The following is an 11,762-nucleotide window of genomic DNA, read 5'->3' as shown; positions in this document are numbered from 1 at the left end:
GCTGCCTTCCTGGCTGCCGACAGCTTTGCCCAGTCTCCTGCCAACGTCAAAGTTTGGATTGCCTTTACCGATAACCGTCTCGATTGGGCCCGCGCAAAAGCGGCAGAGTTTAACAAGCAATTTCCTCAGTACAACGTAACTGTTGAGGGCTACGGCAACTACGAAGAAATTCAACAGGCCACCGACCTGGCCATTCAACAAAATGCAGCTCCTTCGGTGGTGCAGTGGTTTGAGGTGGGCACCCAACGGGCACGGGATTTCGGCTACTTCAAGTCCATCGCCGATGCGCTGGGCAACCGCACCGAGGTGAACGGGATCCCGGTGAACTTCGACGATTTTATCGAGCCGGTGGTGAGCTACTACACCCTGGACGGCAAGTTCACCTCCATGCCCTGGAACAGCTCCAGCCCCATCCTCTACTCCAACACCGCCATTTTGAAGAAAGCCGGGATCGAGAAGCCGCCGGCCACCTGGCAGGAGCTGGAAGCCGCCTGCGAGAAGATCATGGCGCTTCCCGACGCTCCTCAGGGCTGCGTCACCTGGCCCAACCACGGCTGGTTCTACGAGCAGTGGATGGCGCAGCAAGATGCTCTCTTGGCCAACAACGAAAATGGCCGTGCCGCCCGGGCCACCCAGGTCTTTTTGGACTCGGAGCCTTCAGTAGCCATTGCTACTTGGTGGAAAGGGATGTACGACAAACGCTACTACATCTACAGCGGCAAGCAGCGGGATTGGGCGGCCACGGAGCAGGCCATCCAAACCGGCACCGTTGCCATGGCCATCACCAGCAGCGCCGACGCGGCCAACATCACCAACGCCGCCAAGCAGAACAACATCGAGCTGGTCACCACCCGCATGCCCTACAACGCCGACAAGGGTTGGACGGGGAACTTGATTGGGGGCGCCAGCCTTTGGTTGGTGAAAGATCTGCCCAAAGAGGTGGAAGAGGGGGCGCTGACCTTCATGTTGTGGCTGAATAACACCGAAAATGCTGCCGAATGGCACAAGGTAACCGGCTATCTGCCCATTCGCAAAAGCTCGGTAGCCTTGCTGGAGTCGCAGGGCTGGTTCAAGGAAAACCCCAACTTCTTCACCGCCAGCGACCAAATCAACAACTCCAAGGTCACTCCTGCCACCCGTGGGGCGCTGTTGGGGGCTTTTCCCGAGATTCGCAATGTGGTCACCCAAACCATGGAGGATCTCATGCTCAAAGGCGGGGAGCCGGCCCAAGCCATGGCCAAGGCCAACGAGACTGCCAACCGCCTGCTGGCCGAGTACAACTCCCTCTATCAGTAATTGGTTAGGAGCTAGGATGCCGCCAGATTGACGGCGAAATCGAGGATAGGGGGTGGGCGGCGGCCTGCCCCTTTCCTGGCTTTTGCAAGGTTAGAGGGGAGAGAGAACATGGGGCAATGGATGCAAGTGCTGGTGCCACTGCTGGCAGGGTTGTCAGGGGCCCTCTGGGTGGGATCCCGTTTTCGGCGCATCGAGCGACCTGTGCTGCTGGGGGCGGCTCTGGGGGGGCTGGCAGGAGGGCTGGGATCCCTGATCTTCATGGTGCCGCTGGATTTTTGCACCTTTGCGCCGGAGCGCAAGGTCATCGACCTGGTTTTTGGTGTGGGGCTGGTGCTGGCGGGCATGGCCATCCCTCTCTGGCCGCTGCTGGCGTGGATCCGCAAGGAACAGGAGCGCCGCCTGGGGATCCAAAGAGCAACTCCCCAAGAGAGGGGTATCTTCAAGCAGGGGTGGCTGGCCTGGCTGCTTCTGTTGCCCACCTTCACGATCTTGGTGGTGTTTCTCTACTACCCAGGGCTGGATACCCTGCGCCTTTCCACCCTGCTCACCTTTGTGGGGGCGCCGCGCAGCCGCTTCGTTTGTGTGGATAACTTTACTGCCTTGCTGACGGATGCCACCTATCTGCGCAGCCTGGGGATTACCTTTGCCATTTCGGCGGCCATCGTGGTGCTGGGACTGAGCGGATCCCTGTTGATCGCCACGTTGGCCTATCAGCCCATTCGCGGGGCGGCGATTTATCGTGTTTTGTTGATCTGGCCCTACGCCATTTCGCCGGCGGTGGCCGGGATCATCTTCTTCATCCTGTTCAACCCTTTGGGCGGCGTAGCTAACTATTTACTGGGGCTGGTAGGGATCCCACGTTTGAACTGGCTGAGCGATCCCAACTTGGCCCCTTGGGTGGTGATCTTTGCCAGCGTTTGGAAGCAGATGGGCTACAACATTTTGTTTTACCTGGCCGGTCTACAAAATCTGCCCAAAGATCTGCTGGAGGCGGCTGCCATTGACGGAGCCGGCGCTCTTCGTCGCTTTTTTGCCATTACCCTACCCCTGCTTTCCCCCATCACCTTCTTTTTGGTGATTACCAACATGACCTATGCATTTTTCGATATCTTTGGCACCATTGATTTGCTGACTGCCGGCGGCCCTTCGGGATCCACCTCGGTGTTGATCTACGAGATCTACAAAATTGGAGTGTCTTCGGGAAATTTGGGCAGGGCTGCTGCGCAATCCATTGTGCTGTTTCTCATTGTGGTGGGGCTGACGATCCTGCAATTTCGCACCACCGAGCGGAATGTGACCTACGGCGGATAATCTCTGCTGCAAGGGGAGGTGCATCGAAGTTTGCAGCAGCCCCTGTGTGATGAGCGAGAAGAAAATCGGCAAGAATGGTGGCCGAGCAATCTAGGGATCCCCAATGGCTGCAAAATCCAACCCCTCGACCTGCCGGCGCAACTTCGGGAAGCTGGGCATCTTGCTGGCGGCCATTCTGTTGCTGTGGCTCCTCTGGGGAGCCCCGGCAGGCAGCCAAACCCGTCTCAATTTCAGCAATGCCGATCTGCAGGGTCAGGATTTGTCCGGCCAAGATTGTCGGGGCAGCAGCTTTGTCGGGGCCAACTTGCAGGGCGCCGATCTGCATGGGGCCAACCTTGCGGGGGCGGCATTTACCAAAGCCAATCTGGCAGAGGCCAATCTGTCGGGCGCCGACTTGAGCAATAGCCTCTTGGATCTGGCCAATTTGGCCGGAGCCGATCTCAGGGGGGCCAACCTTACAGGGGCGATTGCCGCGCGAGTGGCTTGGCAGGGGGCGCAGATTGCCGGCGCCGATTTCAGCGAGGCCTACGTGGATCGGGCGGCTCTGCGGCAGTTGTGCGAGCGAGCCGAGGGATCCCACCCCGTGACAGGCGTTGCCACTTGCGAGAGTTTGGGCTGCCCTCAGTGCAAAAAGTGACGCCTGCCGGTGCAGACCATGGCAATACCGGCAGCGTTAGCGGCAGCGATGGAATCGGCATCCCGAATGCTGCCTCCCGGCTGAATGATGGCGCGGATCCCGGCCCGGACGGCTGCCTCCACACTGTCGGCAAACGGGAAAAAGCCGTCGCTGGCCAAAACCGCTCCCGCCGCCCGCGCGCCGGCCTGCCTGAGGGCGATCTCCACGGCCCCCACCCGGTTCATTTGGCCGGCCCCAATGCCCATCGTCTGTCCCTGCCGGGCGACAACAATGGCGTTGGATTTCACGTGCTTGCAAACGATCCAGGCAAACTCCAGATCTGACCACTCTGCCGGGGTGGGCTGGCGCTCGGTCACCACCCGCCAGGACTGTTGGCGGTCGGATCCCTGGAGCCGGTCTGCCTCTTGCACCAGGAAGCCCCCGGCCAGGGTGCGAAGGGTCTGGGCCGGCCCCACACAAAAGTCCGGCAAGACCAAGACCCGCAGGTTTTTTTTGGCCGCCAGCTGCTCAGCCGCCTCTGGGGTGCAAGCGGGGGCAACTACACATTCCAAAAAAGGCTCCGCCAGGCGCTGGGCGGTCTCCCGATCCAAGGTTTGGGTAAGGGCGACGATGCCCCCAAAGGCCGAAACCGGGTCGGCAGCCAGCGCCGCCTCCAGGGCAGCAGCCAGCGATGGGCGCACAGCCACGCCACAGGGGTTGTTGTGCTTCACCACCACCGCCACCGCCTGTCCGGGGTCGTGCTCGCCGGCCAGACACAGGCTCAATTCCGCCGCCAGAGCGCGGGCCGCCTCCAGATCCAGCAGGTTGTTGTAGCTTAGCTCCTTCCCTTGCAATTGTTGGGCCCGATGCCAGCCGGGGGCAGCCGGATCCACCACGTACCAAGTGGCAGCTTGGTGGGGGTTCTCCCCATAGCGCAGGCGCTGCCAGGGGATCCCTCGCAGTTGAAAAACAGGTTCGGGAGCGGTCGGGGGAGCTTGAGACTGCCGGGCCAGGTAGTTGACGATGGCGCGGTCGTAGGCCAGCACCTGCTCAAAAGCCCGACGGGCACACTGAAAGCGAAACGCCAACTGCTCCGTTTCCCCATCCCCGCCGGATAACAGTTGTAAATACCGGGGATATTGGCTGGGATCCGTCAGCACCGTAACGTAGGGATAATTTTTGGCTGCCGCCCGCGCCAAAGTGGGCCCGCCGATATCGATTTGCTCAAAAGCTTCCGCCAGAGACACCTCTGCCTGCGCTACCGTCTGCTCAAAAGGGTAGAAATTGACCACCACCAGTTGGATGGGAGGGATCCCCAGCGCCTCCAGATCCGCTTGGTCTGCGGGATGATCCAGACGGGCCAAAATGCCGGCGTGAATGCGGGGGTGCAGCGTCTTCACCCGTCCCCCCAGGATCTCTGGCGCGCCGGTGTGGGCCGAAACAGGCGTGACCGGGATCCCGGCTTCTGAGAGCACCTTGGCCGTGCCCCCGCTGCTGAGCAGTTGAAAGCCGTGCTCCTGGACAAGGGCCTGGGCCAGCGGGATGAGCCCGGTCTTGTCGGAAACACTCAACAAAGCTACAGGATTCTGAAGCAGCATCGGACGGCGTGATCAGTCAAAAACAGCTCAGCGCCCCCACAGCATACCGCGTCAGCCGCCCCATCTTCCGAGTGACTTGGATTTTTACAGACCAACACCTCTCTTGCTAAGAATATTCTGAGCCGCCGCCAACCTCATCCTGCCGAGCTTTTTCCCGCTCTTGGTTGAGACGGGCTACTTGGGCTTCTAGGTCTTGGATACGGTGCAGCAACTGCTCGATAGCGCGCCCCACCGGGTCGGGCATGAGATGGTGGTCTAAGTCGATGCCATGGGCAGGGATGCGGCGTTGATGGGGTGGGATGACCGCCCGCCCTGGGATCCCGACCACCGTCATGCCGGGAGCCACATCCTGAATCACGACCGCGTTGGCCCCGATCCGGGCTTTTTCGCCAATGCGAACCGGCCCCAAAATCTTTGCCCCCGTGCCGACAATCACTCCGTTTTCCAGGGTGGGGTGCCGCTTGCCCTTGCTCCAAGAGGTACCTCCCAGAGTGACCCCGTGGTAAAGGGTAACATCGTCGCCAATCTCCGCCGTCTCGCCGATCACCACCCCACAGCCGTGGTCGATGAAAAAGCGCCGCCCAATCTGGGCTGCCGGGTGAATTTCGATCAAGGTGAAAGAACGAGCGAAGAAACTGATCACCCGCGCCAGAAAAAACCAGCGCCGTTTCCATAGCCAGTGGGCGATGCGGTGCAGAAACAAAGCGTGCACGCCAGGATAGGTGAAAATCACCTCCCAGCGATTGCGCGCCGCCGGATCCCGCTCGAAGACGCAATCAACATCTTCCCAAAATTGCTGCCAAAACCCCAGCTTTGGCTCCGGCTTGCCGGAAGGGAGAGCATCGCTCGCCTCAGTTTGGGAGCTTTCCACCGCCGGCTGCGAGGACTCCGTCTCGCTGACGCGATTGGCCTTTGTCAGCATGAATGGTCTCCGTTGAGGAACCTCCACTGCTTCCCCTTCTAGCATTTTTTGCCAGCAGCCAGAAGCGATCTCCCGCGCAAGGGGGATCTCTGCCGGATTAAGCTCAAGCAAGCTTCCTTCTACCTCAAGCCTCTACCCAACTGCTGAGCCACCAGTTGCCCAATCGCCTGCGCGGCTCCCGGCCTTCCCCCCAGCCGCTGCAATTCCGTCTGCATCTGCTGGCGTCGTTGGGGATCCTCCAACAGAACTCGCAGTTGTTCGGCCACGGCCAGCGGGCGCAAATGGCCCCGCAACTCCGGCACCACCTCTTGCCCGGCCCAGATGTTCGGCCAAGCCAAGTGGTTTAGCCACCGCAGGGCAATCCTGTTGATAAGGCGAGCCAACCCCGTACCCAGGCCAGGCAGGCGGGCCAGCAGGCCGAGGATCCCATCCCAGGCGCGCATTGCCTCCAGCTTGTTGGTGGGGATCACCACTACCATCGGCACCCCCAAATAGGCCAGCTCGGCGGTGTTGGCACCAACAGTGGTCAGACAGAGATCGCAGTTGGCCAGCACAGAATAGGCAGGAAAGCTTGTCCACAATTGCACAATGCTGCCAAAGGGGGTGACAAATTGGGAGCCCAGATTGGTTTGCTCCAGGATGGCCGAGGTGCCATAGATTACAGCCATGTCGGGGTTGAGCTTAGGATGGGCATAGCCGGCCAGCGACTGAGGCGTTTGTCCTGGGGCCACCGGGATCACGAAGCGGACATTGGGCAGCATCTGTCGCAGCTCATCGGCTACGGCCAACACCAGCGGTACCCCCAGAGAAAGCTTGGCCGGTTTGGAGCCGGGGAGCAATCCCACCTGATAGTGGGTGCGGTTGCCATCGCTCAGGCGCTGCCAGCCACGCGGTAGCCATTCTCCATCGCTGCAGCGGTGCTCCACCCGTTCCAGCGCGGTCTTGGCAGGCTCCATCCCACTGACAGGGCTGGGAGATGCCTCTTGGAGCGGGCCGAAAACTTGAGTTAGGGAAGAAAAACCCGCCGTCGGTTTGGCGGCAGGCGGCTGTGGGGATCTGCTGCCAAGCCAGCCGGGAAGGGGCACCCCCGGCAAATAGACGGCGCTGGCCACGCCATCCGCCATCAAATCCCCGACCACGTGCATCTTCTGGGCCCAGCGGTGGCCCAGGAGGCGTCCCCCGTCGTAGCGGCGTTTGATCGCCTCTGTTCGCAGGGCAAAAGCGTCTACCCAAGGTCGCCAACGGGGCCGATGCTCAGCATAGACCACCAGTCGATAGCGCAAGCGGCGAGCGATCCAGACGGCAAAAAACTGATCCCCCCCCAAAAACAGCACCACCCCTCGCCTGGCCCAATCCCAGGCTTCTTCGGTTTGGCCGGTGAGCAAAAAAGCCAGAAAAAAATCGGGATCCTGTACCCGATCCACGTCGATAAACGCTTGGGCTATGCTCATCTCTTGCCCGGAAGCATGGGGGCAAGGGGCAAGCACCAGAGAGAGGCGCGCCTGAGGCAATTGCTGTCGCAATTCCATCACGACTGGACGCACCCAGGTGGTCAGCTCTCCAGGGCCGTTTGAGAGGATGAGAATGTCATAGGGCGGCTCACTGCCGCTCAGGAGGGCCATCGGGGGCTGAGATCCTTGGAGTTGTCGTCATTGTACAGTTTGCTTGTGGACACGGGCCGCCTCCGCCTGGTTGGCAGGCTGCCGGGATCTAGGGCCTGCAAATTCAGGTTCCCCAATAATCCCAATCCAACGAGCTTGAAAAAGGATCCCTTAGGCCAATAAGGATCCCCCGATCATCCCCGCCAGCAGGATAAACCCTTGCACCACATTTTGGCCGAAGATGGCCGGGTACAGGGTGGGAGGGGGATTGACCTGGTAAAGCTGCCAGGTTTGCCGGGCCCAGAGGAGGGCAGCAATGGCCAGGCTGAGGAAATAAACCCAGTGCAACCTCAGGCTGATCCCCACCCCCAACAGAGCGATGGCGGCACCCAAAAAAAACAGTCCCACCGCCGTCGGCGTCTGTCGCCCGAAAAAACGGGCGCTGGAGTGGATCCCGGCCCGTTCATCGTCTTCCCGATCCGAGAGGGCGTAGACCGTATCAAACCCCAACGTCCACAACACCGTGGCCAGCCACAGCCAGCCCAACCCTTCCTCCCATAGGGGCGTGTTCGGGTCTTGACCGCTCACCGCCGTCCAACTGATGAGCACGGCAAATCCCCAGGCCAGGGACAGCACCAGTTGGGGCACCGGAAACACCCGCTTGGCCGCCGGATAGAGCAGAATCACCGGCACTGCCGCCACACAAAGGGCAAAACTGACCGGGTTGAGAAACAGCGCCAGCCCTGCCGCGCAGGCCAAACTCAGCAGGGCCATCAGGATCCCGACGCCAACCGTCAGCTCCCGGCTGGCCAAGGGGCGGTTGCGGGTGCGCTCCACCAGTGGATCCAAATCCCGATCCCAAAGATCGTTAATGACACAGCCCGCCCCACTGGTGGCCAAGCTGCCCAAAATCAGGATCCCGATCAACGGCCAGGGGGGCGTTCCCCGCCCGGCCAAAAAGGCCCCCCACAGGGCCGGGATCATCAAAATCAATCGCCCTGCCGGCTTGTGCCAGCGCAGCAGCCGCAGAATGGCCCCGCCGGTGGCCCAGAGTGGGGCAGCCATAGCCAGTTTCCGGCCCAAAAGCGTGAGTTGCCGAGGGGTGTGGGCTTGACATCCTCTCCCGCTAGGCCCCGACGAGCCGTAGAGGGGAGATTCCCAGACTTCACGATCTGGGTTTCCGCTTCCTTCCCCTGCGAGTTTTTCGTAGTTGCCCTCTAGACTCATGTCTATCAGGTCTTACACTCACTCCACAGACTGTCACCGACTGTCCAGCAGCCAAAAGGTTGATGGCAGCATTGATATCCCGGTCATGGTGTGTCCTACATTGAGGTCACTCCCCTTACACAGCCCAGGGTTTCTTGCTCAGCAGTTGGGAAGAAGCGGTAGCGGAAGGCTCGTTCAGCCACACCTCACACTATAGCGCAGCCGATGTGAGGCTATCCTACTATTTGCTGGGTTCAGGGATATTGTTCGCGTTAGCGATGTGTAGCACTAACCCAAGACAAGAAGCCTCAAACTTACAGACTCGAGCCTAGGCCTACATAGGAACCGTAGAAGAAAAGCCCGACCACAGTGAGCACTCCCAAACCGGCAATCACGGCTACTATCCACAGAGGAATCCTTGCTTGACTGGTCATAGCAACTGGTCTCCAATAGAAAAAGACAAAACTGGCAGAAATTGCAGCCTCAAGTAAAAGAAATAAGGGCCAGCCAGAAGCCAACGTTGCTCCTTCTTGCCCTCTCTCAACCCCAAGAGCAGAATAATGTAACTCTGGCCTCAGTTGAGAAAGTAGCTAGAGAACAACAGCCCAACCACGAACACCAACAACAAACCCAGGTACAGGGAAGTGCGGTTTAGCTCCACCGGTTGGGTGTTGGGATTCTTTTCGGGTTGATCAGCCATTGGGTTCACCGTTGAATAAACTGCATCGCAGCAATAGCTCCCAAAAAGAAAACAGTTGGGATCGCCAAAGTGTGCACCGCCAGCCAACGGACGGTAAAAACAGGGTAGAAAACAGGTTCGTCAGATTTGTTGGCCATAGGTCTCATCCTACGCAAAAAAACGATTTATTTACAAATTGAAACAACAAGTGGCTTGCCTGCCCGCAGCCCCTCCTAGCGAGCTAGCCTCTCCAACTGCTCCAGAGCATTGAAGCGGTCGCTGACAATCGGCAGCTCCTGCCGCTCTGCCGTGAAATACTCATTGGGACGCGGGGTACCGAAAATATCATAAGCCAGGCCCGTGCTCACAAAAAGCCAGCCTGCCAAAAACAAAGCGGGAATGGTCAGTGCGTGAATGACCCAGTAGCGGACACTGGTAATGATGTCGGCAAAAGGTCGCTCTCCGGTGCTGCCAGCCATGAAACTCCTCCCTGGGGTAAGGGCAAAAGTGCTTTCTGAACTTTCCGAGTCTATAACACAATGATAAGGATTTGGATGCACAACTACAAGTTATGAGGCAATTGCCCAGGCCCTTTGCCGCCAGGCCAGATCTCATCCCGCATAGGTAAAATCTCTTAGTGGATCCCTGCGGCGAGCTTTTGCACTCGAGTTTTGAGAATCCCACTGCCAAAGGGCGCAATCCCAACTGGTATCGAAGGCTTGAGGACACGGCGGAAGTTTGAGATAAGCTGGCCCTGAGGGGATGTCAACGGAACAGGAGTAACAGCTATGCGGTGCTCGTGGCCCCTAGCTCTGAGTTTGTGTTGGACGCTGGGCTGGTCGAGCGTCAACCTGCCGGCTTGGTCTCAAGGGGTGGAGCAGCAAGCCTCGCTGGCCTGGGCCGATGCCTACGTGGCGGCGCTGGAGCGTCAGACGGATCTGGTGCTCACCCAGGAGCCGCTGTCGGCCACTCTCACCCGACTAGAATTGGCCCAGTGGCTGACGGAGTTTTTCGGCTACATCCCCAACCCCAACCAGGTGCAAGAAATTCGCGATCTCGAGCCCAATACCCCCGACTATTGGACGGCCCAGGCGGTGTTGCAGGCGGGGGCGATGCGCCTGTACGAAGGCAACGAGTTTCGTCCCCAAGGAGATCTCACCCACCTGGAAGCCCTGGCCATTTTGGTGCGGGCCCTGCAACTGCCTGCTCCCAACCAGGCCGATATTGAGCGCTGGATGGCTCTCTACAGCGATGCTGCTGAGGTGCCGGAGGTAGGGCGGGCTTTTGTGGCCATGGCGGGTGAAGCGGGGCTATTGGTGAATGTGCCGGATCCCGCCCGGCTGCGGCCCAATCGGGTGCTGAGCCGAGCTGAGGGGGCGGTGCTGTTACATCAGGCGTTGGTGTATCGCGGTCAGCTTTCGCCTCTGCCGCCTCCGGTGGTGCAGTTGCGACCTTCTCCCGCTGCGGTGGCCGAGACCGTCCAACCCGAAATCTCACAAACGCGGGTTATCCCTGAGTCGGGAGTGGTGCCGGCAGGGAAAGCCTTGACCGTTGAGGCCCAGGGCACTCCCAACGGCAGGGCCACGGTGGATATTGGCGACCTGGTGCGGGGTTTGCCCATGGAAGAAGTGCAGCCCGGCTATTACCGCGCCGTTTACACCCTTGGCCCTCAAGACAGTGCCTTTGGCCCCGACATCCGCATCCAACTGAGCCTCAATGGAGTCAGTACCCGCGTTCAGCGGCGGCTCCCTCAACTGGCCCTGGGCAATGTCGCTCCCCCGTCGGTAGAACCGGTGTTTCCTCCCCCCGCCCCTTTGCCGCAGCCGGCTACCCCCGCTCCTCTGACCGCAGCCGGCAACCGCTCTCCACGTATTGAGGCGATTCGACTGGATCCCCAGCGCGACCTAGTGGAAGGGGATATCCTCACCATTGCCATCTGGGGGGACTCGGGAGGGATCGCCCAGTTTGATTTGGGGAATCTGGCCCTGAACCAGCCGATGCGGGAGGTGCGACCCAACCACTACGAGGGCACCTACGTGGTGGCCCCCACCCACCAAGCCAGCAACCCTGTTTTGCGAATTGTGCTCAGCAAAGACGGCCTCAGCCAGGAGTATCGCGAGATCTTCCCTTTTGCAATCGATGGATCCAAGGGAACCCGCTCCACCATTCAGCCAGCTTCTCGGCCTGTCGCTGCTGGGCCGCCTCAGATTTTTAGCATTACCACCAACAGCACCAGCCTGCGCATGGGCGAGATCCTCAAAGTGACGATGCGAGGGGATCCAGGGGGGCGGGCAGCTTTTCGCATCGTCGGGGTGACGCCAGAGGTGGAGATGCGGGAGGTGGCGCCCGGACTCTATGAAACCCAGCAACAACTGCCCTTCAACATGCAGCCGGTCAACAACGGCCTCATCGAGGTGATCCTGGAGCGGGGCGGGCAAAGGGCCGTCCAAACCAGCCCCTCGCCGATCACCATCGCTCCCTGAGCAAAACTTGCCGCGCAGCATCGTGAAAACTTTATCCCGCTGGCGCAAGC

12 protein-coding genes are annotated in these 11,762 nt (G+C 60.0%); 4 read left to right on the top strand and 8 right to left on the bottom strand.

The annotated features are described in order from the left end of the window. The 3 genes from NW844_RS09405 to NW844_RS09395 all read left to right on the top strand — a co-directional run. On the top strand, positions 1 to 1,296 hold a 1,296-nt coding region (locus tag NW844_RS09405; protein WP_414335129.1), incomplete at its 5' end, for an ABC transporter substrate-binding protein. 108 nt (positions 1,297 to 1,404) lie between these two features. After that, a complete protein-coding gene (locus tag NW844_RS09400; protein WP_414335128.1) occupies positions 1,405 to 2,607 on the top strand; it encodes a carbohydrate ABC transporter permease in 1,203 nt (400 codons plus the stop codon). Positions 2,608 to 2,710: 103 nt separating this feature from the next. Next, on the top strand, positions 2,711 to 3,244 hold the full coding sequence (locus tag NW844_RS09395) for a pentapeptide repeat-containing protein (protein ID WP_414335127.1): 534 nt from the start codon (positions 2,711 to 2,713) through the stop codon (positions 3,242 to 3,244). On the opposite strand, the gene purH is transcribed toward NW844_RS09395, so the two are convergent. The 8 genes from purH to psbE form a co-directional block, all read right to left on the bottom strand. Beyond that, positions 3,229 to 4,821, bottom strand: a complete 1,593-nt coding sequence (purH, locus tag NW844_RS09390) for a bifunctional phosphoribosylaminoimidazolecarboxamide formyltransferase/IMP cyclohydrolase (RefSeq protein WP_414335126.1) — start codon at positions 4,819 to 4,821, stop codon at positions 3,229 to 3,231. The two genes, NW844_RS09395 and purH, sit on opposite strands and share 16 nt — an antisense overlap. A 106-nt stretch (positions 4,822 to 4,927) precedes the next feature. After that, a complete protein-coding gene (gene cysE, locus NW844_RS09385) occupies positions 4,928 to 5,743 on the bottom strand; it encodes a serine O-acetyltransferase (protein WP_414335125.1) in 816 nt (271 codons plus the stop codon). A gap of 119 nt (positions 5,744 to 5,862) precedes the next feature. Beyond that, positions 5,863 to 7,365 carry a hypothetical protein gene (locus tag NW844_RS09380; RefSeq protein ID WP_414335124.1) on the bottom strand — a complete coding sequence of 501 codons (1,503 nt, stop codon included), beginning with the start codon at positions 7,363 to 7,365 and terminating at the stop codon, positions 5,863 to 5,865. Between the two features lie 150 nt (positions 7,366 to 7,515). Then, the gene (locus NW844_RS09375; protein WP_414335123.1) at positions 7,516 to 8,409 is read right to left on the bottom strand and encodes a 4-hydroxybenzoate solanesyltransferase; all 894 of its coding nucleotides are present in this window, start codon (positions 8,407 to 8,409) and stop codon (positions 7,516 to 7,518) included. A 455-nt stretch (positions 8,410 to 8,864) separates the two neighbouring features. Then, a complete protein-coding gene (locus NW844_RS09370; RefSeq protein WP_414335132.1) occupies positions 8,865 to 8,984 on the bottom strand; it encodes a photosystem II reaction center protein J in 120 nt (39 codons plus the stop codon). A 140-nt stretch (positions 8,985 to 9,124) separates the two neighbouring features. After that, on the bottom strand, positions 9,125 to 9,250 hold the full coding sequence (locus tag NW844_RS09365) for a photosystem II reaction center protein L (protein WP_011431223.1): 126 nt from the start codon (positions 9,248 to 9,250) through the stop codon (positions 9,125 to 9,127). Positions 9,251 to 9,255: 5 nt separating this feature from the next. Next, positions 9,256 to 9,387, bottom strand: a complete 132-nt coding sequence (psbF, locus tag NW844_RS09360) for a cytochrome b559 subunit beta (protein WP_414335122.1) — start codon at positions 9,385 to 9,387, stop codon at positions 9,256 to 9,258. 75 nt (positions 9,388 to 9,462) lie between these two features. Further along, entirely contained in the window at positions 9,463 to 9,708 is a 246-nt protein-coding gene (gene psbE / locus NW844_RS09355; RefSeq protein WP_414335121.1) for a cytochrome b559 subunit alpha, read from the bottom strand. 309 nt (positions 9,709 to 10,017) lie between these two features. Between psbE and NW844_RS09350 the strand changes: the two genes are divergently transcribed. Next, entirely contained in the window at positions 10,018 to 11,712 is a 1,695-nt protein-coding gene (locus tag NW844_RS09350) for an S-layer protein (RefSeq protein ID WP_414335120.1), read from the top strand. Positions 11,713 to 11,762 lie beyond the last annotated feature (50 nt).

This window comes from Synechococcus sp. H55.2 (genome assembly GCF_047462495.1).
GTDB lineage: Bacteria > Cyanobacteriota > Cyanobacteriia > Thermostichales > Thermostichaceae > Thermostichus.
This window is presented reverse-complemented; position numbering and strand designations above follow the sequence as displayed.

What these genes read in the sequence shown, in the direction of transcription:
- psbF (WP_414335122.1), bottom strand. Translation starts at nt 9,387, where the DNA reads ATGGCCAACAAATCTGACGAACCTGTTTTCTACCCTGTTTTTACCGTC.
- psbE (WP_414335121.1), bottom strand. Translation starts at nt 9,708, where the DNA reads ATGGCTGGCAGCACCGGAGAGCGACCTTTTGCCGACATCATTACCAGT.
- NW844_RS09370 (WP_414335132.1), bottom strand. Translation starts at nt 8,984, where the DNA reads ATGACCAGTCAAGCAAGGATTCCTCTGTGGATAGTAGCCGTGATTGCC.
- NW844_RS09350 (WP_414335120.1), top strand. Translation starts at nt 10,018, where the DNA reads ATGCGGTGCTCGTGGCCCCTAGCTCTGAGTTTGTGTTGGACGCTGGGC.
- NW844_RS09400 (WP_414335128.1), top strand. Translation starts at nt 1,405, where the DNA reads ATGGGGCAATGGATGCAAGTGCTGGTGCCACTGCTGGCAGGGTTGTCA.
- NW844_RS09365 (WP_011431223.1), bottom strand. Translation starts at nt 9,250, where the DNA reads ATGGCTGATCAACCCGAAAAGAATCCCAACACCCAACCGGTGGAGCTA.
- NW844_RS09375 (WP_414335123.1), bottom strand. Translation starts at nt 8,409, where the DNA reads ATGGCTGCCCCACTCTGGGCCACCGGCGGGGCCATTCTGCGGCTGCTG.
- NW844_RS09395 (WP_414335127.1), top strand. Translation starts at nt 2,711, where the DNA reads ATGGCTGCAAAATCCAACCCCTCGACCTGCCGGCGCAACTTCGGGAAG.
- purH (WP_414335126.1), bottom strand. Translation starts at nt 4,821, where the DNA reads ATGCTGCTTCAGAATCCTGTAGCTTTGTTGAGTGTTTCCGACAAGACC.
- NW844_RS09380 (WP_414335124.1), bottom strand. Translation starts at nt 7,365, where the DNA reads ATGGCCCTCCTGAGCGGCAGTGAGCCGCCCTATGACATTCTCATCCTC.
- cysE (WP_414335125.1), bottom strand. Translation starts at nt 5,743, where the DNA reads ATGCTGACAAAGGCCAATCGCGTCAGCGAGACGGAGTCCTCGCAGCCG.